This window comes from Pseudomonas sp. S44, assembly GCF_016624805.1.
In the GTDB taxonomy this organism is placed as follows: Bacteria; Pseudomonadota; Gammaproteobacteria; order Pseudomonadales; family Pseudomonadaceae; genus Aquipseudomonas; species Aquipseudomonas machongensis.
The window spans coordinates 105,569-126,837 of the sequence record NZ_JACVTY010000014.1; the positions used below are offsets into that span (position 1 = coordinate 105,569).

Sequence of the window (21,269 nt, forward strand, 5' to 3'; positions counted from 1 at the left end):
GCCACGGAGATCCCCATGCGCAATGTGCCGCTGTGCCAGGTCGATGCCACGCCACGTCCGGTGTTGGCGATCGCTACCGATTATCCGCCTGACACGCTATTGCCACGCCACGTGCACCGGCGTGCGCAGTTCCTTTATGGCATGAGCGGTTTGATGGAAGTACTGACTGACGATGGCGCCTGGGTCGTTCCACCCTACAGCGGTGTGTGGATTCCGTCGGGCAAGCCCCATCAGGTGCTGATGCGAGGGGTGAGCACGCGCAGCTTGTACATCGAGGCCGTTGCGGCGCCGAGACTGGGACAGGCCTGCGAGGCGCTGCTGGTCACGCCGCTGCTGCATCAGTTGCTGCTGGCCAGTGCCGAACTGCCCGCGTTGTATGACCCTCAAGGGCGCGACGGCCAACTGGTTGGCCTGATCCTGCATGAGCTGCGCAGCGCCGAGCGCCTGCCGCTGTTCGCGCCGATGCCAGGGGAGCCGCGCCTGGCGCTCTTGTGCCAGGCGTTTCTCGCGGCGCCTTCGATCAGCACGACGGCGGAGGCCTGGGCGATGCACCTGAATTGGAGCCCGCGGACATTCAGCCGGCGCTTTCGCGAACAGACCGGGTTGTCGTTCGGACAATGGCGCCAGCAAGCCTGCCTGATGGCAGCTGTCACGCGATTGGCAGCGGGTGAGGCGGTCATCCGGGTTTCCCTCGACCTTGGGTATGACAGCCCCAGTGCGTTTTCCAGCATGTACCGCAGGGTCATGGGCGAGGCGCCCTCGGCAGTTCGGCAAAAGGCATTGGCGGCGAGATGAAAACCCTGGCGGATGTATGTGATCGTACAACTGCATGAGCTATGATGACGGCTGTCTTTTCACGATGAAACGTACAGGGCATGACAGAGCAGCAGCTACAGGCACGGACCCGACGCAAACCGCGCAGTCTGGCGCAGGAACTGGTCACGGTGCTGACCGAACGTATTCGCAGCGGCCAACTCAAGCGTGGCGACAAACTGCCGACCGAATCGCAGATCATGGTCGAGGAGGGCGTCAGCCGCACGGTGGTGCGCGAGGCGATCTCGCGGCTGCAGGCCGCCGGCCAGGTGGAGACGCGCCACGGCATCGGCACCTTCGTGCTCGACGCGCCGAGCACCGGTGGTTTCCGTATCGACCCGGCGACCATCGTCACCCTGCGCGAGGTGCTGGCCGTCCTGGAGTTGCGCATCGCCCTGGAGATCGAGTCGGCCGGGCTCGCCGCCCAGCGCCGTAGCGACGAACAACTGACCGGCATGCGTGCTGCGCTCGACGAAATCAACGAAGGCGCCGCGCATGCCTCCGATGCGGTCTCGGCGGATTTCCAGTTCCACCTGCGCATCGCCCAGGCCAGCGGCAATCATTATTTCGCTGACATCATCAATCACCTGGGTACCAGCATCATTCCCCGCACCCGGCTCAATTCGGCGCGCCTGGCCCATGATGACCAGGCCCATTACATGAGCCGCCTGAGCCATGAGCACGAGGCCATCTATGAAGCCATTGCCCGACGCGACAGCGAAGGAGCGAAAATGGCCATGCGCCTGCACCTGAGCAACAGCCGCGAGCGGCTGCGCCAGGCGCATGAGGCGGCAGAAGCACAGGGCGTCTGACAGGCTTCAATACGCTAAACCCGCCCTCATCGGTGCGTTTTTGAGCGGGGAAAGGCTCGCGACTGTTTCTTGAAGAGAAATAATCAATTGCCACCTGCAGTGATTCTAAGTGTCGGGCGAATGAGTAAGGATTGATACACCCTCACTCAACCGTTCAGGTGCCACCATGAACCAGCCTCCGTCGGACCTCAAGCCCTCTCCTTGGCACGACGGCGAGCTTACGCTGCAACGCAGCGTCGGTGCGGTCGAGCGCATGGTGGGGATTGGCAAGGTGCAGATGTCGCGCGACTTCATGCCCGACCAGCACCGCGAGTTCTATGCCCAACTGCCTTTCGTGGTGCTCGGCAGCGTCGACCCGCACGGCGATGCGTGGGCAACGCTGCGCACCGGCCAGCCCGGTTTCATGCAATCCCCCGATCCGCGTCGGCTGCTCCTGGACCTTCCCCGTGAGCCAGCCGATCCTGCGGATGCCGGGCTGGAGGACGGTGACGGCGTCGGCATGCTCGGCATCGAGTTGCACACCCGCCGACGCAATCGCCTGAACGGCTTCGTGCGCCGGTCAGACGACAGCGGTTTTACCATCGAGCCGACCCAGTCCTATGGCAACTGCCCGCGCTATATCAATCTGCGCCGCTATGTCTTCGATGACAGCGCGCCCGGCGAGCCCAGCGAGTCGACCGAGCTGAACGCAGCGGACCGCGCCATGGTGGCCGCCGCCGACTCCTTCTACGTTGCCTCGTACGTGGTGCGCGATGGCGTGCGCCAGGTGGACGTCTCGCACCGTGGCGGCAAGCCTGGCTTCGTCCACATCGACGTCGAAGGCACGCTGAGCGTGCCTGATTTCAATGGCAACCTGTTCTTCAATACCCTGGGCAATATGCTGCTCAACCCCCGTGCCGGGCTGGTGTTCGTCGACATGCGCAGCGGCGACCTGCTGCAGATGACCGGGCGCACCGAAGTGATCGTCGACGATCCACAGACACTCGCCTTCATCGGCGCCGAGCGCATGTGGCGGTTCTACCCCGAGCGGATCGTGCGCCGACCGGGAGGATTGGCGCTGCGCTGGGTCGACATGGATGACGGCGTCTCGCCCAATGTGTTGATGACCGGCAGCTGGGAAGACATGCAGGCGCGCCTGAAGGCCGCGGCGTTGCAGCAAAGTTGGCGTCCGTACCGGGTAACGCAGATCGTCGACGAGAGCGAGCACATCCGTTCGTTCCACCTGGCACCCGACGATGGTTTGGGCTTGCCGGTGCGCCAGGCGGGGCAGCACCTGCCGATCCGGGTACGGTTGCCTGGAGAGGAGGCGCCGTTGGTGCGCACCTACACCCTGTCTGGCGCGCCGGCCGATAATGCACTGCGCATCAGCGTCAAGCGCGAGGGTGTGGTCTCTCGGCACCTGCATGAGCAGGTCAGGATCGGCGACCTGATCGAGGCGCGTGCGCCGGCCGGAGCCTTCACCCTCGATGCTACGGTGCGCCGTCCTGTAGTGCTGCTTGCTGCGGGCGTGGGGGTGACGCCCGTCTTGGCCATGGCCAGGCACCTGGTCAATGAGGGGCGGCGTACACGCTACGCCCGACCGGCCTGGGTGTTCCAATCGGCGTCGAACCGGGCGCAACTGGCCTTTGCCAGTGAATTTGCAGCGCTGGTGACTGCCTCCGAAGGCAAGCTCAGGCATGTGCGCCTGCTCAGCGACGCCAGCGGTGCGGTAGCAGGCGTGGATTATGAGCGCGAAGGGCGTCTGGGCGTCGACCTGTTGCGCGAGCTGCTGCCGTTCGACGACTACGACTTCTACCTGTGCGGGCCGCAGGGGTTCATGCAGCAGATGTACGACGGCCTGCGCGCACTGGATATCAACGATGCACGGATCCACGCCGAGGCCTTCGGCCCATCGAGCCTGCGCCGCACGCGCAACGAACAGCAGGCTGCGCCGGCCTTGCCGGCGGTGGCCACTGAGTCGGTTGCGGTGATGTTCATGGACTCGGCGAAAGAGGCGCGCTGGAACCCGGGGGATGGCTCGCTGCTGGAACTGGCCGAGCAGCGTGGCCTCGAGCCGCCTTTTGGCTGCCGTGGCGGGTCGTGCGGAAGTTGTCGGACCCGTGTGCTCAAGGGGGCGGTCACCTATGCCGAGGCACCGGAGTTCGCCGTGGCGCAGGACGAGGCGTTGATCTGCTGCGCCAGGCCGGCTGACGGATCCGGGCCCTTGCATCTGGCGTTGTGATAACAAACTGTCTCTTCGGTTGTAGGAGCAACTGTCTTGTTCAAAATCTAAAGACCAGCCCAATCCCTGTGAGGGCAACTGTCTTGTTCAAAATCCAGAAGCCAGCCCAATCCCTGTGGGAGCGGGCTTGCCCGCGAACACGGGCGTAGCCCGTGCCAGGCAGCGCGCTATCTTTTTCGCGGGCAAGCCCGCTCCTACAAGCGCGCGTCAGAGCGCGCGGTCGCTCAACTGACCATTGACCAGGCGTCGCAGCCCCAGTGGGTTGCCGTCCTGCAGGGCCTTCGGCAGCAAGGCCTGCGGATAGTTCTGGTAGCACACCGGACGCAGGAAGCGATCGATGGCCAGGGTGCCGACCGAAGTACCGCGGGCGTCGGAGGTGGCCGGGTAGGGGCCGCCGTGCACCATGGCATCGCTCACTTCCACACCGGTCGGGTAGCCGTTGACCAGAATCCGTCCGACTTTTTCTTCCAGCAGCGGCACCAGCCAGGCATAGGCCTCGAAGTCTTCGGGTTCGCCGATCAGGGTGGCCGTGAGCTGGCCGCGCAGGCCCAGCAGCGCGGCGCGCAATTGAGCATCGTCACTGACTTCGACGGCCACGGTGGTGGGGCCGAACACTTCTTCCTGCAGCAGCGGGTCGGCGTCCACCAGCAGGCGCGCGTCGGCCTTGAACAGCTGGGCACGGGCCTGGCTGCCTGCCTGCGCCTGGCCGGCCAGGTGCTCGATGCCGGCGTGCGCTTGCAGGTGTTCCAGCCCGCTCACATAACTGCGCAGGCCGCCGGCATTGAGCAGGGTCTGCCCAGCCTGCTGCGCCAGGTGCTGGCCGAGGTCGGCGAGCAACTGGCTGAACGGCGCCGACTGCAGGCCGATCACCAGCCCTGGGTTGGTACAGAACTGACCGGCGCCCAGGCACACGGAGCCTGCCAGTTCACGGGCGATGGTCTCGCCGCGTTTGGCCAACGCGCCAGGCAGCACGATCACCGGGTTGATGCTCGACATCTCGGCGAATACCGGGATCGGCTGTGGACGTTCGGCGGCCATGCGGCACAGGGCGTCGCCGCCCTTGAGCGAGCCGGTGAAACCGACCGCCTGGATGGCCGGGTGCTTGACCAGCCACTCGCCCACACCGCCGCCGAAGACCATGTTGAACACGCCCTTGGGCATGCCGGTGCGTTCGGCCGCACGGACGATGGCGCAACCCACCAGGTCGGCGGTGGCCATGTGGCCGCTGTGCGCCTTGAACACCACCGGGCAGCCGGCGGCCAGGGCAGCTGCGGTGTCGCCGCCTGCGGTGGAAAAGGCCAGCGGGAAGTTGCTGGCACCGAACACCGCCACCGGGCCTACGCCGATGCGCATCTGGCGCAGGTCGACCCGTGGCAGGGGTTGACGGTCCGGCAGCGCGAGGTCGATACGGGCACCGAGGAAATCACCCCGGCGCAGCACTTGGGCGAACAGGCGCATTTGCCCGCTGGTACGGCCGCGCTCGCCCTGAATGCGGGCAGCGGGCAAGGCGGTTTCGCGGCAAACGATAGCGACGAAGCTGTCGTCCAGCTCATCCAGCTCGGCGGCAATGGCGTCGAGGAACTCGGCGCGACGGGCTGGCGGCAACTGGCGGAACTCGGCGAAGGCAGCGGCAGCGGCTTTGGCGGCTTGATCGACTTCGTCTTCGGTGGCTTGCATGAAGCTGTAGGGCAGGGCCTCGCCCGTGGTGGCGTCCAGGCTCTGCAGGCGCTGCTGGCCGGCGGCACTGCGCTGGCCGGCGATGAAGTTGTGGCCGAGGATCTCAGGCATGGGGTGCTCCTGTAGTCGCTGAAGGAATAATGTTGTCTGGGCGGGTTCGCTTGCCCCCCAGTGGGAGCGGGTTCACCCGCGGAGCAGACGACTCGGTGTATGGCACCGGCGGCGCCGGTGTTCGCGAGTAAACCCGCTCCCACAGAGAGAACGCTGTCAGGTAATCGGTGCCGGGTTGAACAGTGTGATGTCGTTGTGCAGCTTGTGCCGCTCGGCCCAGGTCTGCTTGCGGCCGCTGGCAACGTCGAGGTAGTAGTGGAACAGCTCCCAGCCCAGCTCCTCGATGCTTGCTCGACCGCTGGCGATGCGCCCGGCATCGATGTCGATCAGGTCGGGCCAGCGCTGGGCCAGTTCGCTGCGGGTGCAGACCTTGACCACGGGGGCCATGGCCAGCCCGTAAGGTGTGCCGCGACCCGTGGTGAACACATGCAGGTTCATGCCTGCTGCCAGTTGCAGGGTGCCGCAGACGAAGTCGCTGGCCGGCGTCGCGCAGAAGATCAGGCCTTTGCGTGCGACGCGCTCGCCTGGGCCGACCACGCCCTGGATCGCAGCGCTGCCGGACTTGACGATCGAGCCCAGGGACTTTTCGACGATGTTCGAGAGCCCGCCTTTCTTGTTGCCCGGCGTGGTGTTGGCGCTGCGGTCGGCTGCACCCTGTTGCAGGTAGCGGTCGTACCAGTCCATTTCGCGTACCAGCGCTTCGGCCACTTCCGGGGTTTCGGCGCGGGAGGTGAGCATGTAGATGGCATCGCGGACCTCGGTGACCTCCGAGAACATCACCGTGGCACCGGCGCGCACCAGCAGGTCGGCGGCATAGCCCAGCGCCGGGTTGGCGGTGATGCCGGAGAAAGCGTCGCTGCCGCCGCACTGCATGCCCAGGATCAGCTCACTGGCCGGCACCGTTTCGCGACGGCGCTGGTCGAGCTTCTTCAGGCGGGTTTCAGCCAGCTGCATGATCTGTTCGATCATCTCGACGAAACCCAGCGAAGCGTCCTGCAGGCGATACAGCCAGGGCTCGCTGAGGTCCACGGACGGGTCGTCTTCGTGCATCACCTGGCCGGCCTGCAGCTTTTCGCAACCCAGGCTGATGACCAGGGCTTCGCCGCCCAGGTTGGGGTTGCGCGCCAGGTTGCGCACGGTGCGGATGGGGATATAGGCGTCACGCGCATTGATCGCCACGCCACAGCCGTAGCTGTGGGTGAGGGCGACCACGTCGTCGACGTTGGGATACTTGGGCAGCAGCTCGTCGCGGATGCGTTTGACCGCGTGGTCGAGCACGCCGGTCACGCATTGCACGGTGGTGGTGATGCCGAGGATGTTGCGGGTACCGACGGTGCCGTCGGCGTTGCGATAGCCTTCGAAGGTAAAGCCTTCAAGAGGTGGCAGGGCCGCGGGCACTGCGTCGCAGCGCGGCAGGCTGTCGAGTTCGGGGGCGGCGGGCATCGATAACTGGGTTTCCTGAACCCAACTGCCCTGACGCAGGTCTTGCAGGGCATAACCGATGATCTGTCCATAGCGGCGTACAGGCTCGCCCTGGTGGATATCCACGGTGGCGACCTTGTGGCTTTGCGGCACGCCCTCGACCAGGGTCAGGCCATCGGCGAAGCGCGCACCTTCGCCCAGGCCACCGTCATTGACCACCACCACGACATTGTCGTCATCGTGCAGGCGGACGTAGCGGGGCGACTCGGAATGTTCGATCAACTGCATGGTCAGGCCCTTCTTGTCATTTCTTTCAGGCTTTTATCCGGTTACCGACGCCCGTTGCGGGGCGTCGGTGTGCTTCAGGTCACTGGCGCGAGCCGGCCAGTTCGGCGTTCGGCGCCGCTTGCGGCCCGGCTTCTTCCTTGAGCTCGATGCGCTTGATCGGGCCGACGATCACCAGGTAGCTGAATACCGCTACCAGCGCATTGGCGCCCACGTACACCAGCGCCCATTTGAACGAGCCGGTGGCGCTGATGATGTAGCCGATGACGATCGGCGTGGTGATCGACGCGATGTTGCCGAAGGTGTTGAACAGGCCACCCGAGAGCCCCGCGATCTGTTTGGGCGAGGTGTCGGCGACCACGGCCCAGCCCAGGGCGCCGATGCCTTTGCCGAAGAAGGCCAGGGTCATGAAGCCGACCACCATCCACTCGGCGTCGACGTAGTTGCAGAAGACCATGGTGGTCGACAGCAACAGGCCGCAGACGATTGGCAGCTTGCGCGAGAAGGTCAGCGAGTTGCCGCGGCGCAGCAGCCAGTCCGACAGCACTCCGCCCAGCACCCCACCGATGAAGCCGCAGATGGCCGGCAAGGAGGCGATGAAGCCGGCCTTGAGGATGGTCATGCCGCGCTCCTGCACCAGGTACACCGGGAACCAGGTCAGGAAGAAGTAGGTGATGGCGTTGATGCAGTACTGGCCCAGGTACACGCCCAGCAGCATGCGGCTGGTCAGCAGTTGCTTGATGTAGCCCCATTTCGGGCCGTCGTTGCTGCGTTTCTGGTCCATGTCCACCAGGCCGCCGTTTTGCTCGATGTGCTCGAGTTCGGCCTGGCTGATGCGTGGGTGCTGGCGAGGGTTGTAGATGGTCTTCATCCATACCATGGAGAACAGGATGCCAAGGGCGCCCATGACCACGAACACATGCTCCCAGCCGAAGGTGAACACGATCCAGCCCATCAGCGGTGCGAACAGCGCGGTGGCGAAGTACTGCGCCGAGTTGAAGATCGCCGAAGCCGTGCCGCGTTCGGCGGTGGGGAACCAGGCCGCAACGATCCGGGCATTGCCCGGGAACGACGGGGCTTCGGCGAAACCGACCAGAAAGCGCAGGGTGAACAGGGTGACGACCGCCCAGGCCACCGGCAGGCCGCCGACGAAACCTTGCAGCAAGGTGAACAGCGACCAGGTGAAGATGCTGAATGCGTAGACGTTCTTCGAACCGAAGCGGTCTAGCAACCAGCCGCCGGGAATCTGCCCGGCCACGTAGGCCCAGCCGAAGGCGGAGAAGATGTAACCGAGGGTGACCGCGTCGATGCCCAGATCCTTCTGCAGGCTTGAACCGGCGATGGCGATGGTGGCGCGGTCGGCGTAGTTGATCGTGGTCACCAGGAACAGCATGAACAGGATCAGGTAGCGTACATGCGTCTTTTTCGTCGCTTGCATGCTGGTGTTCTCCCACTATTTATTGTTGTGCGGGGCATTCGGATTGTGGGCCGGAGCGCGGTGGCACTCCGGCAGCGGCATTGGCAGGCCGCGGGGCTGCGCTTATTGCGGGCCCATCTTGTCCATCAGGGCGGCGAGCATTTCATACTCTTCGCCGGTGAGGTCGGTCAGCGGGGTGCGTACCGGGCCTGCATCATAGCCAGCAAGCTTGGCGCCGGCCTTGACGATGCTCACGGCGTAACCGGCCTTGCGGTTGCGGATGTCCAGGTATGGCAGGAAGAAGTCATCGATCAACTTGCCGACCGTGGCGTGGTCGTCGCGGGCGATGGCGTTGTAGAAGTCCATTGCGGTCTTGGGGACGAAGTTGAACACGGCCGAGGAGTAGACCGGCACGCCCAGCGCCTTGTAAGCCGCAGCATACACCTCGGCGGTCGGCAGGCCACCCAGGTAGCTGAAGCGATCGCCCAGGCGGCGACGAATCGACACCATCAGCTCGATATCACCCAGGCCATCCTTGTAGCCGATCAGGTTCGGGCAGCGCTCAGCCAGTTTTTCGAGCTGCGCAGCGTTCAGGCGGCAGACGTTGCGGTTGTAGACCACCACACCGATCTTCACCGAATTGCACACGGCCTCAACGTGGGCGGCTACGCCGTCCTGGCTGGCTTCGGTGAGGTAGTGCGGCAGCAGCAGCAGACCTTTGGCACCCAGGCGCTCGGCTTCCTGGGCGTACTCGATGGCCTGGCGGGTAGCACCGCCCACGCCAGCCAGGATGGGTACGGAGGTGGCGCAGGTATCGACGGCGGTCTTGATCACCTGGCTGTATTCGCTGGCAGCGAGGGAGAAGAATTCACCGGTGCCACCGGCGGCGAACAGTGCGCTGGCACCATAGGGGGCCAGCCATTCCAGGCGCTTGATGTAGCCGGCGGGGTTGAAGTCGCCCTGGGCGTTGAAGTCGGTGACAGGGAACGACAGCAGGCCGTGGGAGAGGATGGATTTCAGTTCTTGTGGATTCATTGTTGTAGGCATCCTGTGGGCGCTTGGGTAAGAAGGTGTACCAAGGTGAGAGGTAAGTTATCGTACAACCTGTGCGATGACTAGCCCTGCCCGAGAAATTTTTGCAGCGATGCCTATCCGCTGGGCGCTGTCGCGGTGCGCGGCAGCTGCCGGCAGATCACCTGGAACCGCGCTTTTGTGGAAGCGGGCTCGTCCCGCGATAGCGCCTCAACAGCCAACCGAAGCGGCTGATCGTGCACTGCGGCCGATCAGTCATCGTATGTCTTCAGGGAAAAAAGATCGCGGAGACAGGCACAAGCCCGCCGCCCGCTTCCACGGGAGGTGTTCTGGGACCAGCAGAGGGTGGCCGGGGAAGCGGGGGCGACGTTGCGCCGCCCCGCGATCAAAGCTAACGAAGAGGGGTCAGGCCGCCTGGTGGCGCTTGCTGGCCTGGGACTTGCGGACCTGGGCGCGGCAGGCGTCGCCGAAGGCTTGGAACATCTTGATCGAATCCGGGTTCTTCGCCGCTTGCCACTCGGGGTGCCACTGCACCGCGAACAGGAAGGGCGAAATGCTCGGTGCATGAATGGCCTCGACCAGGCCATCTTCGGCGTGGGCGATCGGCTCGATGCCTTCACCCAGGTTGCGCAGGCCCTGACCGTGCAGCGAGTTCACGCGGATCTCGTCGGTGCCCAGGGTTTCGCGCAGCCAACTGCCGGGTTTGATCTTCACCCCGTGGGAGGCGGCGTACTGCACATCGACCGGGTCTTCAGGGTTTTCGCGATGGTCGTTGAAGCCTGGTTCGGCGTAGACCTTCTGGTAGATGTCACCACCCAGGGCCACGTTGATTTCCTGCATGCCGCGACAGATGCCGAAGATCGGCAGGCCGCGGGCGATGGCCAGTTGCACCAGGGGGATGTCGAACAGGTCGCGGTTCTTGTCCTGGGCCTTGCCGGGGGTTTCGTTCTCCTGGCCATAGAGAGCCGGATCGATATTGCTGCCGGCGCCGGTCAGGTAGATGCCGTCGGCCATGTCCAGGTACGCCTCGAGGGCGTCGGTGCCGCAGCAGGTAGGGACCAGGACCGGGATGCAGTCGGCGAAATCGACCAGGGGAGTGATGTATTTATGGGTCATGACCTGATAGTCGTGACCTTTGCGCTCTTGGCTGCCCATGGTCATCAGGACGATGGGCTTGCGCAGGGAGGGTTGCTTGTTGCCAATGTTGCTGTTGGACATATGTCACCTTGGGACAGGTTTTACCTGTCGTTGTTGTGCAGGTCCGCGGCCTTGGGCCCTTGATGCGTGACCTGTGGTCCCGAGCACTGCCGGCGCGGCCTGAAGGCTGCGGAACCGGTCGGGACATGCTTCATAGCTTGCCAGAGCCGTTTAATATGTCAAACGACTGACGCGTCGGCTTCATGGGGCAATTGGCCTGTTTTCGGGGGCTCTAACTGCTGCAAGCCTGAGCCGACAAGGCTTTGGCAGGGGAGTAGGTCAATAATATTTAACGATGCAGTCGGGTCTTTGCAGCGCTGCAATAAACCTGGCGTTTGCGGCGCTGGCCGGATTTGACAGCACACCCTCGCCGAGGGAAGAGTGGCAGGCAGTGCCCTGGGCCATCGCCATTCCAAATCCAATAAAGGGAGCTTCAGATGTCCGCACCGTCCACAGGTCCTGTCGTACGTGTTCCTCTTGCGCAGTTGCAGGAGCGGTTGCAGCAGATCTTCCAGCGTCATGGATGCAGCGAGGCAGTGGCCGCAGTGCTGGCCGCCAACTGCGCCAGCGCCCAGCGCGATGGTGCCCACAGTCATGGTGTGTTCCGCATGCCGGGTTATGTCTCGACCCTGGCCAGCGGCTGGGTCGATGGCGCTGCGGTGCCCGAGGTCACGGATGTCGCCCCGGCCTTCGTGCGGGTCGATGCCAGGGGCGGTTTCGCCCAGCCAGCCCTGGCGGCGGCACGCACGCTGTTGGTGGAGAAGGTGCGGCAGGCGGGTATTGCCGTGCTGGCTATCCATAACTCCCACCATTTCGCGGCGCTCTGGCCAGATGTGGAACCCTTTGCCGAAGAGGGCCTGGTTGCGTTGAGTGTGGTCAACAGCATGACCTGCGTGGTGCCCCACGGCGCGCGCAAACCGTTGTTCGGCACCAATCCCTTCGCCTTCGCGGCGCCATGCCAGGGGCTTGCCCCGATCGTCTTCGACATGGCCACCAGTGCCATGGCCCATGGCGATGTACAGATCGCTGCGCGCCAGGGTGAGCAATTGCCGCCAGGTGTCGGCGTCGATGCCGAAGGTGAGCCGACCACCGATCCCAAGGCGATTCTCGAAGGCGGCGCCTTGCTGCCGTTCGGTGGGCACAAGGGCTCGGCGCTGTCGATGATGGTCGAACTACTCGCGGCGGCGCTGACGGGCGGGCATTTTTCCTGGGAGTTCGACTGGTCGCAGCATCCAGGCGCCAAGACCCCCTGGACCGGGCAGTTGATCATCGTCATCGACCCGAGCAAGGCCGAAGGCGGGCGTTTTGCCGAGCGCAGTCGTGCATTGGTGGAGCAGATGCACACGGCGGGGTTGTCGCGCTTGCCGGGGGAGCGGCGGTTCAGGGAGCGGGCGGTTTCGCAGCGCGAAGGCGTGGCGGTTAGCGAGCAGGAGTGGCAAGGGCTCGAACGTTTGCTGGCGTCGGATCGACCGCTGTAGCGTACCCATCCTTGCGAGCATCAAGCTGGCGCGCTCCCACAGGGGGCACGCCAGCATTCAGACGCTTTGCTCTGCGCGTAGCCGCGCTAGAACTTCACATCCATCGCCACCTCGAAGGTGCGCGGCGCGCCCATGTAGTACTGCTGCCCATAAGCCTGCTTGGCATACACCTCATCGGTGAGGTTGCGTACGCGACCGGTGAGGGTGGTGTGTTGGTCCAGGCGATAGCGGGCGAAGGCGCCGAAGAGGGTGTAGGCGGGTGCCTTCAGGCTGTTGGCGTTGTCGGCGTAGACCGAGTCGACGTAGCGAGCATCCACGCCGGCCGACCAGTCTTGAGTGAAGGCATAGCTCAACCACAGGTTGGCGACGTTGGCCGGCACGTTGACCGGTGCATTGCCTTTGCGAGATACCGACACGCCGCCCACCGCTTCGTTGAATTCATCGTATCGGGCATCGACATAGGCGTAGTTGGCCTCGGCCAACAGCTTGGGCGTGACCTGCAGGCGCCCGGACAGCTCGATACCGCGCGAGGTCTGCTGGCCCGCCTGCACCGTCAGGTTGGGGTCGTTGGAGTCACGCACCGCGAAATCCTTGCGCACGATCTGGTAGACCGCCACGGTGGCGGCGCCGCGTCCGTCAAGGAAGTCGAACTTGCTGCCGGCCTCCCACTGCTCGCCCTTGGACAGGTCGAACAAGCCGACGTTGGAATAGGTCGCCGATGCCAGCGAACCGGCTGGCAGGTCGGCGGAGTTGCTGTACTGCAGGTAGACACTGGCTGTCGGCGTCAGCTCGTAGGTCAGGCCGATGCGTCCGGACAGCGGCTCCCAGCGGCGCTCGAAGTAGGCCGGCGAGCTGGGGCTGACCGGGCCATAGTTGGTGACCTGCATGTCCAGGTAGTCGTAGCGCAGGGCCGTCAGCAGGGCCAGCCGGTCGGTCAGTTGCAGGCGGTTCTCGGCGAACAGCGCGCGATTGAGCACCTCGTTGCGTCGCTGTTTGGTCAGGCCGCGATTGACACCCGGAATGTCGTAGAAGCTGCCGGGGTCGAAGTGATCCGGATCGACCACGTCGCTGTAGCCGCCCGAGGTCGGGTACAGGGTCTGGTGCATGCTCGACCAGTCCAGCCCCAGCGACCACTGGCTGCTCAGCCCGAACAGGCTGTTGTCGTGGCGCAGCTCGACGCGATCGCCGATCACGCTCTGCTGGTGGCGCTGCAGGTAGGGGCTGGAGCGCACCACGTTGCCGGCGCTGTTGTAGCGGTAGCTTTCAAGATTGCGGTAATCACGCTGGGCATTGTAGTGGTAGAGGGTGTTCTGCACGCTGGTGCTGTCGCTCACCTGGTAATCGAGGATCGAGCGCAGCCAGCGCACTCGCTGCTCGTAGCGTCCGTCGGCGACATTGTAGTTCTCGAAGCGGCGGCTCTTGTCGATCTTCATGGTGCTGCGCCCCGGCAGGATGGGCGAACCCCAGTAGGGGCTGTCCTCTTTGTCCTCCTGGTACTCCAGGGCCAGGGTGTGGGTGAGGTTGGGCGAGAGGTCGCTGAGCAACGAGAAGGCCAGGCTGTCGGTGTTGCGCTGGTTGCGGTCAATGTAGCCATTGCCCTGGCTGTGGCTGAAGTCCAGGCGTGCGAAGTGACGGGCATCGGCGGGGTTCTCGGCCAGGGCCTGGTTGATGCCGAAGGCGACTTCCGAGTCGTCGTAGCTGCCATAGCGGATACGTCCGTCGAGGGTCTGTGCTTCGCGGCTGGCGAGCTTGGTGATGTAGTTGATCGAGCCACCCACGGCACCGGCGCCATGCAGGAACGACGACGGTCCGCCGATCAGCTCGACCCTATCCAGCACCCAGGCATCCACCGGACGGGTGGCGCTGCTGTAGCCCAGGTTGATGCCGTTGTAGAGCTGGGTCACCTGGTTCTGGGTGAAGCCACGGTAGGCGACGAAACCACCGTAGCCGGGGTTGGCCGAGGCGTTGACGCCGGTCATGGCGTTGATCACGTCTTGGCTGTCCTTGGCGTCACGCTGCTCGATCACCCGGCGGTCCGAGACGCTGACCGAAGCGGGTGTCTGCCGTGCGGTGAGGCCCAGGCGCGAGCCAGTACGGATTGGTTCGTCCAGTTGCACGCCGGAGGGCGCCTGCTGTTCGGCGTCGATGGTGGTGGCGTCGAGTTGCACGGGGGCGACGTCGGCCCAGGCACAGGTGCAGGTGGTGCCCATCAGGAGCACCAGAGAAGTGTTGCGGATCATGTTGTAGTGATTCCACGCAAAGGTCATGGCTGACCCGCGGGCACGGGCGTGCCCGCCTGGGGTCAGGCGAGGGGCGCTGCTGCGGGGAAATCGGAAGGGGATGCGCGGGGCGGGATGGCGGGGCGCAGGTAGCGCGGCGGCGGCTGCGCCCAACTGCGCACGATGATCGGCGAGGGGGCCCCGCTATGTGCTGCTGGGAATGACCACAGGCTGCCGGTCAGCGGCACGGCCAGCGCAAAGGAGGAGCACACCGGGCAATCGAGCTGGGCCATGTGCTGGTCGCTGCTGCTGTCGCCAAGGTCGATGGCCGGGCCTTTGCCGGTGCTGTCGAGGGCGCAGAAACCACCGTCCAGGCCCGACAGACGCAGGCCGCTCATCTGGCCGTGGTGCAGGCCACAGAGCAACAGGCTGAACAGAACGCTGGCATAGAGCGTCCAGGCGGTCAGCGAACGTGTCCGACGGGTGGTTTTCATGGCCGCGAATCTACCATTCGGATGGCGGGGAGGGTGGCGGTGTTGGTGTGGTCGATTGTCGCAGCGCCATGGCGAATATCGCGGTGCCGTTTTCGCGGGTAAGCCTGCTTGAAGCACTCTGCAGCCACTGACGCAGCCCCTGGGCCCATAAGCACCGAAACCGGGCTCAAGGCCGCTCCGCGGTTGTGCGCGGCGCCCTATCCCGGAGCGGCGACCGAAAAATTTCATCTTCGTTCATCTGCGGAGTTGGCCCGCAACCTGCTATATCAGTTCAGCAATTCAGACAAGCGGTCATTGCGTACCCCATCGTAGGTAAACGCGACAGATCAGCCAATATTTAGCCACACCACGGATTTCAGGGGCTGCAGGATGTCGTCCGCGCAACAATTCGAACAATCTGAAGGCGATAGCGGCTGGAGTGCTCACCTGCAATTGCGCTTCGTCAAGCGCGGGGACGTGACTCGCCTTGGTGCGCGCAAACATTACGGCCCTCTTTTGGTGCAGCGCCCGTTCTATCCTGAAGGCGCGCCGTGTCATGTCTACATCCTTCACCCACCCGGCGGCATCGTCGCAGGTGACCGGCTCGAACTCGATATCCATCTGGAGCCTGGCAGCCACGCGCTGCTGACCATGCCTGGCGCGAGCAAGTTCTACCGCAGCATCGGTCCGACCGCGCAGCTGGCGCAACGCTTCCACCTGGCGGCTGACAGCACGCTGGAATGGCTGCCTCACGACAGCATCTTCTTCGACGGCGCCCGGGCCCGGCTCGACAGCCGTTTCACCCTTGAACCCGGCGCTCGCCTGCTGGCCTGGGAAACCTTGTGCCTGGGCCGTCCGGTGATGAACGAGCACTTCGATCATGGCGCCCTCGACAGCCGATTGCAGGTCGAGCTGCCCCACGAGCCGGGGCTCCACGAGCGCCTGCGCGTAGAGGGCGGGCATCTGGAAAAACTCGGCGGTTATCCGCTGGTCGCGACCTTCTGCGCCGCACCTGCCGATACGCACCTGCTCGAGCAGGTACGCCTGGTGCTCGACGACGTTGACACTCCGGCTGGCGCGACCCTGCTCGGGCCGTTGCTGGTGATTCGCCTGCTCGATAACGACAACCAACATGTGCAACGCACCCTGCAGCGCCTCTGGCATCTGTTGCGCCCGGCCGTCCTGGGCCTGGCGCCGAGCCCGCCGCGCATCTGGGCCACCTGAGAGAGCCTCCCATGGAGCTGACCCCGAGAGAGAAAGACAAACTGCTGCTGTTCACGGCCGCGCTGGTCGCCGAGCGCCGCCTGGTCCGTGGATTGAAGCTCAACTACCCGGAAGCTGTGGCACTGATCAGCGCCGCAGTGATGGAGGGCGCGCGTGACGGTCGCACGGTCGCCGAACTGATGAGCCTGGGCCGCGAGGTGCTCAGCCGTGACCAGGTCATGGAGGGCGTGCCGGAACTGATCCCCGACGTCCAGGTGGAGGCGACCTTCCCCGATGGCACCAAGCTTGTGACGGTCCACGAGCCTATCGTCTGACGCTGCCCAGGAGGCATTCATGATTCCCGGAGAAATCCAGGTCGCCGCAGGCGACATCGAACTCAATGTCGGCCGTGAAACGGTCAGCGTCAGCGTTGCCAATCATGGCGACCGCCCGGTGCAGGTCGGCTCGCACTACCACTTCTACGAAGTCAACGATGCGCTGGTGTTCGAGCGCGAACCAGCCCGGGGTTTTCGCCTGGACATCCCCGCCGGCACCGCCGTGCGTTTCGAGCCTGGCCAGTCACGTACCGTGCAGTTGGTGGCCTACGCCGGCAAGCGTGAAGTGTATGGCTTCCAGGGCAAGGTGATGGGCGCGCTGGAGGGCAAGGCATGAGCCGTATTTCCCGTCGGGCCTATGCCGATATGTTCGGACCCACCGTCGGCGACCGCGTGCGCCTGGCCGATACGGCGCTGTGGGTCGAAGTCGAGAAGGACTTCACGATCTATGGCGAGGAGGTCAAGTTCGGCGGTGGCAAGGTCATTCGCGATGGCATGGGGCAGGGCCAGATGCTGGCCGCCGAAGCCGTGGACCTGGTGCTGACCAATGCGCTGATCATCGATCACTGGGGGATCGTCAAGGCCGACATCGGCGTGCGCGGGGGGCGTATCGTCGCCATCGGCAAGGCGGGCAACCCGGACATTCAACCCGGCGTCACCATCCCGGTCGGCGCAGCGACGGAAGTGATCGCCGCCGAGGGCAAGATCGTCACCGCAGGCGGCATCGACACACACATCCACTTCATCTCCCCGCAGCAGGTGGATGAAGCCTTGACCAGCGGCGTCACCACCTTCATCGGTGGCGGCACCGGCCCTGCGACCGGCAGCAACGCCACCACCTGTACGCCGGGGCCCTGGTACCTGGCGCGCATGCTCCAGGCTGCCGACAGCTTGCCGATCAACATCGGTTTTCTCGGCAAGGGCAACGTCTCCAAGCCTGAACCGCTGCGCGAGCAGATCGCCGCCGGTGCCATGGGCATGAAACTGCACGAAGACTGGGGTTCGACGCCGGCGGCCATCGATTGCTGCATGAGCGTGGCCGAAGAGATGGACATCCAGGTCGCGATCCACAGCGATACGCTCAACGAATCCGGCTGCATCGAGGACACCCTGGCAGCGATTGGCGATCGCACCATCCACACCTTCCATACCGAAGGGGCGGGCGGTGGTCATGCGCCGGACATCATTCGCGCGGCGGGGCAGGCCAACGTGCTGCCGTCCTCGACCAACCCGACGTTGCCCTACACCATCAACACCGTGGATGAGCACCTGGACATGCTCATGGTCTGCCACCACCTGGACCCGAGCATTGCCGAAGACGTGGCCTTTGCCGAGTCGCGTATCCGCCGTGAGACCATCGCCGCCGAGGACATCCTCCACGACATGGGCGCGTTCTCCATGACGTCGTCCGACTCCCAGGCCATGGGCCGGGTCGGCGAAGTGGTGCTGCGGACCTGGCAGGTGGCCCACCAGATGAAGGTGCGTCGTGGGCCCCTGGCGCCGGACGGCAGCTACAGCGACAACTTCCGGGTCAAGCGCTACATCGCCAAATACACCATCAATCCGGCGCTGAGCCATGGCGTCGCGCACGAGGTCGGTTCGGTGGAGGTAGGCAAGCTGGCCGACCTGGTGGTCTGGTCGCCAGCGTTCTTCGGTGTCAAGCCGTCGGCGGTGATCAAGGCCGGCCTGATCGTCACGGCGCCCATGGGCGATATCAACGGCTCGATCCCGACCCCGCAGCCGGTGCACTACCGCCCGATGTACGCAAGCTTCGGTGCAGCTCGCCACGCCACGCGCATGACTTTCCTGCCCCAGGCCGCCATGGACCGTGGGTTGGCCGAGGAGCTCGGGCTGCGCAGCCTGATCGGGGTCACCCGCGGCTGTCGCCGGGTGCGCAAGGCCGACATGGTGCACAACGGCCTGCAGCCGTTGATCGAGGTCGATGCCCAGACTTACCAGGTGCGCGCCGATGGCGAGTTGCTGGTGTGCGAACCGGCCAGCGAACTGCCGCTGGCCCAGCGTTATTTCCTGTTCTGAAGGAGCAAGCATGATTGTCCTGACCCGCCGTGTCGCCGAGGCTGCCTCGGTCACCGGTACTGTCACCCTGGATGTGGACAGCCGAATCAAGAGCCGCCTGCGCGTGACCCTCGACGATGGCCGCGAAGCCGGCCTGATGCTCGAGCGCGGCCATCTGCTGCGCGGTGGCGAACTGCTCGCCGATGCCGACGGCCAGCATCTGGTGCAGGTGCTGGCGGCACCGGAGCGTGTGTCCACGGTGCGCTGCGCCGATCCGTTGTCGCTGGCGCGTGCGGCCTATCACCTGGGCAATCGCCATGTGCCGTTGCAGATCGAGGCCGGCTTTTTGCGCTACCAGCATGATCATGTGCTGGACGAAATGGTGCGCGGCCTGGGCCTTGAGGTACTGATCGAGCAGGCGCCGTTCGAGCCGGAGGCGGGCGCCTACCAGAGCGCCCCTCACGGCCACGCCCACGATCATCCCTTCGTTCGCCTGTAATCCTTCCGAATTGCTTTGGAGCACACGATGAAAAAAGCCCTTGCCCTGGCGTTACTGCTGATTGCCTTGCCAGCCTTCGCCCACCCCGGCCACGACAACAACCCGCTGCAGGATGGCCTGCTGCACCCGCTGACAGGCCTGGACCACCTGCTCATGCTGCTGGGTACCGGCGTATTGGCCGCGCTGACCCGACGCAACCTGAGCTTGCCCCTGGCCACGCTCTCGGCGATGTTCGGCGGTGCGGTGCTGGGGCATCTGTTCGGTGACCTGGTGGGTATCGAAACCATGATCTCCATCTCGCTGGTGGTGGCCGCCTGCGCCATGCTGCTGCCTAATCGCCAGGTGCTGCTGGCCCTCGCCATGCCGGTGTTCGCCCTGTTCCATGGCTGGGCCCATGGCGTTGAAGCAACGCCCAGTGCGTTCTGGCTGTTCAGCGCTGGCTTCGTCACCGTCAGTGCGCTGCTGCTGGTGGTCGGATTCGGCGTAGGCTGCCTGCTGCGCCGCCACAGCAAGCTGCAGAAGCTGTTCGGTGGTGGCTTGCTGGCCGGCGCCGCGTTCGTGCTGGCCGGCTGATGAGCAGCGACCTGGCGCTGTTGCGTCTGCTGCAACTGGCGAGCCCGGGCCTGCCGGTGGGTGGTTTCACCTACTCGCAAGGCCTGGAGTGGGCCGTCGAGGCCGGTTGGGTGCGTGACACGGCCGGCTTTTGTGCCTGGCAGCGCGAGCAGTTGCACGACACCCTGGGCTGTCTCGACTGGCCGTTGCTGGCGCGCCTCTACCGCGCATGCCAGGACGATGATGCCGAGGCCTTCGCACGCTGGACCCAGTTTCTGCTGGCCAACCGCGAGACGGCCGAGCTGCGGCTTGAAGAGCGCCAGCGGGGCAGCGCCCTGGCGCGGCTGCTCGATGGCTGGCAACTGGCCCAGGCGCCGGCCTGGCGTGAGAGCATCGAGCTATCCCAGCTCGGTGGCATGGCCTGGCTGGGCGCGCACTGGTCGATCCCGCTGCGCGACTTGGCCCTCGGCCATGGCTTCGCCTGGCTTGAAGGCGCAGTCATGGCCGGGGTCAAGCTGGTGCCTTTCGGCCAGCAGGCGGCCCAGACCTTGCTGCGCGACTTGGGCGCCGAGTTGCCCGCCGTGCTCGACCAGGCCCTGACCCTTGGCGATGACGAACTGGGCGGCGGCCTGCCGCTGCTGGCCATCGCCTCGTCACGACACGAAACCCAATACACCCGTTTGTTCCGTTCCTGAGGACTGCCAACATGCAAAGCTATCAGCAACCCCTGCGCGTCGGTGTCGGCGGCCCGGTCGGCTCCGGCAAGACCGCGCTGCTCGAGGCCCTGTGCAAGGCCATGCGTGATCATTACCACATCGCCGTGGTGACCAACGATATCTACACCAAGGAGGACCAGCGCATCCTCACCGAGGCCGGGGCCTTGGAGCCTGAGCGTATCGTCGGTGTCGAGACCGGCGGCTGCCCGCACACCGCGATTCGCGAAGACGCCTCGATGAACCTGGCGGCGGTAGAAGCGCTGGCGCGCAAGTTCGGTAACCTGGAGGTGATCTTCGTCGAGAGTGGTGGCGATAACCTGAGCGCGACTTTCAGCCCGGAACTGGCCGACCTGACCATCTACGTGATCGACGTGGCCGAAGGCGAGAAGATCCCGCGCAAGGGCGGGCCGGGCATCACCAAGTCGGACTTCCTGGTGATCAACAAGACCGACCTTGCACCTTATGTCGGTGCTTCGCTGGAAGTGATGGAGCGCGACACCAACCGCATGCGCCCCGAGCGACCCTGGACGTTCAGCAACCTGAAGAAGGGTGACGGGTTGCAGGCGGTGATCGATTTCATCGTCGATCGCGGGATGCTGGGGGTGAGGGGGTAAGCCTTCTCTGAGCTTGACTCAGTCCCTGTGGCGGGGGGGGGGGGGGCCCCCCCCCCCGGCGCGCCGGCGGGGGGGGGGGGGGAGCGGGGGGGGGGGGGGGGGGGGGGGGGGGGAGGGGGGGGGGGGGGGGGGGGGGGGGGGGGGCCGCGGGGGGGGGGGGGGGCGCGGGGGGGGGGG

19 protein-coding genes are annotated in these 21,269 nt (G+C 65.1%); 12 read left to right on the forward strand and 7 right to left on the reverse strand.

The annotated features are described in order from the left end of the window. The first annotated feature begins 15 nt into the window (after positions 1–15). The 3 genes from IAE40_RS12930 to IAE40_RS12940 all read left to right on the forward strand — a co-directional run bounded on the left by IAE40_RS12930 (position 16) and on the right by IAE40_RS12940 (position 3,846). Positions 16–795, forward strand: coding sequence for an AraC family transcriptional regulator (locus tag IAE40_RS12930; RefSeq protein WP_200603296.1), 780 nt, complete (start codon positions 16–18; stop codon positions 793–795). A gap of 80 nt (positions 796–875) precedes the next feature. Then, complete coding sequence (locus IAE40_RS12935; RefSeq protein WP_054890774.1) at positions 876–1,625, forward strand: FadR/GntR family transcriptional regulator; 750 nt, start codon at positions 876–878, stop codon at positions 1,623–1,625. 166 nt (positions 1,626–1,791) lie between these two features. After that, entirely contained in the window at positions 1,792–3,846 is a 2,055-nt protein-coding gene (locus tag IAE40_RS12940; RefSeq protein WP_200603297.1) for a 2Fe-2S iron-sulfur cluster-binding protein, read from the forward strand. 207 nt (positions 3,847–4,053) lie between these two features. Here the strand turns inward: IAE40_RS12940 and IAE40_RS12945 are convergent, their stop codons facing one another. From IAE40_RS12945 to IAE40_RS12965, 5 genes are all read right to left on the reverse strand, one after another. Next, positions 4,054–5,634, reverse strand: coding sequence for an aldehyde dehydrogenase (NADP(+)) (locus tag IAE40_RS12945; RefSeq protein WP_200603298.1), 1,581 nt, complete (start codon positions 5,632–5,634; stop codon positions 4,054–4,056). 156 nt (positions 5,635–5,790) lie between these two features. After that, positions 5,791–7,344: a galactarate dehydratase gene (gene garD, locus IAE40_RS12950; protein ID WP_125930023.1), complete on the reverse strand. Its 1,554-nt coding sequence runs from the start codon at positions 7,342–7,344 to the stop codon at positions 5,791–5,793. A gap of 79 nt (positions 7,345–7,423) precedes the next feature. After that, positions 7,424–8,779, reverse strand: coding sequence for an MFS transporter (locus IAE40_RS12955; protein WP_054890770.1), 1,356 nt, complete (start codon positions 8,777–8,779; stop codon positions 7,424–7,426). 102 nt (positions 8,780–8,881) lie between these two features. Then, positions 8,882–9,793 carry a 5-dehydro-4-deoxyglucarate dehydratase gene (gene kdgD, locus IAE40_RS12960; RefSeq protein ID WP_054890769.1) on the reverse strand — a complete coding sequence of 304 codons (912 nt, stop codon included), beginning with the start codon at positions 9,791–9,793 and terminating at the stop codon, positions 8,882–8,884. A gap of 402 nt (positions 9,794–10,195) precedes the next feature. Further along, positions 10,196–11,008 (reverse strand): gamma-glutamyl-gamma-aminobutyrate hydrolase family protein, encoded by an 813-nt coding sequence (locus tag IAE40_RS12965; protein ID WP_153773767.1) that lies wholly within the window; start codon positions 11,006–11,008, stop codon positions 10,196–10,198. Positions 11,009–11,424: 416 nt separating this feature from the next. Here IAE40_RS12965 and IAE40_RS12970 point away from each other — a divergent pair, with 416 nt between their 5' ends. After that, positions 11,425–12,465 carry an Ldh family oxidoreductase gene (locus tag IAE40_RS12970; protein ID WP_200603299.1) on the forward strand — a complete coding sequence of 347 codons (1,041 nt, stop codon included), beginning with the start codon at positions 11,425–11,427 and terminating at the stop codon, positions 12,463–12,465. Positions 12,466–12,551: 86 nt separating this feature from the next. On the opposite strand, the gene IAE40_RS12975 is transcribed toward IAE40_RS12970, so the two are convergent. Both IAE40_RS12975 and IAE40_RS12980 read right to left on the reverse strand, forming a co-directional pair. Next, entirely contained in the window at positions 12,552–14,705 is a 2,154-nt protein-coding gene (locus tag IAE40_RS12975; protein WP_153773765.1) for a TonB-dependent receptor, read from the reverse strand. 62 nt (positions 14,706–14,767) lie between these two features. Continuing rightward, positions 14,768–15,178, reverse strand: a complete 411-nt coding sequence (locus IAE40_RS12980; RefSeq protein ID WP_112898382.1) for a DUF2946 domain-containing protein — start codon at positions 15,176–15,178, stop codon at positions 14,768–14,770. A 369-nt stretch (positions 15,179–15,547) separates the two neighbouring features. On the opposite strand from IAE40_RS12980, the gene IAE40_RS12985 reads away from it, so the two are divergent. From IAE40_RS12985 to ureG, 8 genes are read left to right on the forward strand one after another with little or no spacing between them, the layout of a single operon-like run. After that, on the forward strand, positions 15,548–16,381 hold the full coding sequence (locus IAE40_RS12985) for an urease accessory protein UreD (RefSeq protein WP_200603300.1): 834 nt from the start codon (positions 15,548–15,550) through the stop codon (positions 16,379–16,381). Between the two features lie 11 nt (positions 16,382–16,392). Then, the gene (locus tag IAE40_RS12990) at positions 16,393–16,695 is read left to right on the forward strand and encodes an urease subunit gamma (protein ID WP_200603301.1); all 303 of its coding nucleotides are present in this window, start codon (positions 16,393–16,395) and stop codon (positions 16,693–16,695) included. 19 nt (positions 16,696–16,714) lie between these two features. After that, complete coding sequence (locus IAE40_RS12995) at positions 16,715–17,032, forward strand: urease subunit beta (RefSeq protein ID WP_054890763.1); 318 nt, start codon at positions 16,715–16,717, stop codon at positions 17,030–17,032. After that, positions 17,029–18,732, forward strand: coding sequence for an urease subunit alpha (gene ureC, locus IAE40_RS13000; protein WP_200603302.1), 1,704 nt, complete (start codon positions 17,029–17,031; stop codon positions 18,730–18,732). The genes IAE40_RS12995 and ureC overlap by 4 nt, the downstream gene beginning before the upstream one ends. Before the next feature lie 10 nt (positions 18,733–18,742). Continuing rightward, a complete protein-coding gene (gene ureE, locus IAE40_RS13005) occupies positions 18,743–19,210 on the forward strand; it encodes an urease accessory protein UreE (RefSeq protein WP_153773761.1) in 468 nt (155 codons plus the stop codon). A 27-nt stretch (positions 19,211–19,237) separates the two neighbouring features. After that, positions 19,238–19,783, forward strand: coding sequence for a HupE/UreJ family protein (locus IAE40_RS13010; protein ID WP_200603303.1), 546 nt, complete (start codon positions 19,238–19,240; stop codon positions 19,781–19,783). Then, on the forward strand, positions 19,783–20,457 hold the full coding sequence (locus tag IAE40_RS13015; protein WP_054890759.1) for an urease accessory protein UreF: 675 nt from the start codon (positions 19,783–19,785) through the stop codon (positions 20,455–20,457). The genes IAE40_RS13010 and IAE40_RS13015 overlap by 1 nt, the downstream gene beginning before the upstream one ends. Positions 20,458–20,468: 11 nt before the next feature. Further along, a complete protein-coding gene (gene ureG, locus IAE40_RS13020; RefSeq protein WP_054890758.1) occupies positions 20,469–21,092 on the forward strand; it encodes an urease accessory protein UreG in 624 nt (207 codons plus the stop codon). Positions 21,093–21,269: the final 177 nt, after the last annotated feature.

What these genes read in the sequence shown, in the direction of transcription:
- IAE40_RS12980 (WP_112898382.1), bottom strand. Translation starts at nt 15,178, where the DNA reads ATGAAAACCACCCGTCGGACACGTTCGCTGACCGCCTGGACGCTCTAT.
- IAE40_RS13015 (WP_054890759.1), top strand. Translation starts at nt 19,783, where the DNA reads ATGAGCAGCGACCTGGCGCTGTTGCGTCTGCTGCAACTGGCGAGCCCG.
- IAE40_RS12935 (WP_054890774.1), top strand. Translation starts at nt 876, where the DNA reads ATGACAGAGCAGCAGCTACAGGCACGGACCCGACGCAAACCGCGCAGT.
- IAE40_RS12930 (WP_200603296.1), top strand. Translation starts at nt 16, where the DNA reads ATGCGCAATGTGCCGCTGTGCCAGGTCGATGCCACGCCACGTCCGGTG.
- IAE40_RS13010 (WP_200603303.1), top strand. Translation starts at nt 19,238, where the DNA reads ATGAAAAAAGCCCTTGCCCTGGCGTTACTGCTGATTGCCTTGCCAGCC.
- IAE40_RS12975 (WP_153773765.1), bottom strand. Translation starts at nt 14,705, where the DNA reads ATGATCCGCAACACTTCTCTGGTGCTCCTGATGGGCACCACCTGCACC.
- IAE40_RS12965 (WP_153773767.1), bottom strand. Translation starts at nt 11,008, where the DNA reads ATGTCCAACAGCAACATTGGCAACAAGCAACCCTCCCTGCGCAAGCCC.
- IAE40_RS12940 (WP_200603297.1), top strand. Translation starts at nt 1,792, where the DNA reads ATGAACCAGCCTCCGTCGGACCTCAAGCCCTCTCCTTGGCACGACGGC.
- IAE40_RS12985 (WP_200603300.1), top strand. Translation starts at nt 15,548, where the DNA reads ATGTCGTCCGCGCAACAATTCGAACAATCTGAAGGCGATAGCGGCTGG.
- ureC (WP_200603302.1), top strand. Translation starts at nt 17,029, where the DNA reads ATGAGCCGTATTTCCCGTCGGGCCTATGCCGATATGTTCGGACCCACC.
- ureE (WP_153773761.1), top strand. Translation starts at nt 18,743, where the DNA reads ATGATTGTCCTGACCCGCCGTGTCGCCGAGGCTGCCTCGGTCACCGGT.
- ureG (WP_054890758.1), top strand. Translation starts at nt 20,469, where the DNA reads ATGCAAAGCTATCAGCAACCCCTGCGCGTCGGTGTCGGCGGCCCGGTC.
- IAE40_RS12990 (WP_200603301.1), top strand. Translation starts at nt 16,393, where the DNA reads ATGGAGCTGACCCCGAGAGAGAAAGACAAACTGCTGCTGTTCACGGCC.
- IAE40_RS12970 (WP_200603299.1), top strand. Translation starts at nt 11,425, where the DNA reads ATGTCCGCACCGTCCACAGGTCCTGTCGTACGTGTTCCTCTTGCGCAG.
- IAE40_RS12995 (WP_054890763.1), top strand. Translation starts at nt 16,715, where the DNA reads ATGATTCCCGGAGAAATCCAGGTCGCCGCAGGCGACATCGAACTCAAT.
- kdgD (WP_054890769.1), bottom strand. Translation starts at nt 9,793, where the DNA reads ATGAATCCACAAGAACTGAAATCCATCCTCTCCCACGGCCTGCTGTCG.
- IAE40_RS12945 (WP_200603298.1), bottom strand. Translation starts at nt 5,634, where the DNA reads ATGCCTGAGATCCTCGGCCACAACTTCATCGCCGGCCAGCGCAGTGCC.
- garD (WP_125930023.1), bottom strand. Translation starts at nt 7,344, where the DNA reads ATGCAGTTGATCGAACATTCCGAGTCGCCCCGCTACGTCCGCCTGCAC.
- IAE40_RS12955 (WP_054890770.1), bottom strand. Translation starts at nt 8,779, where the DNA reads ATGCAAGCGACGAAAAAGACGCATGTACGCTACCTGATCCTGTTCATG.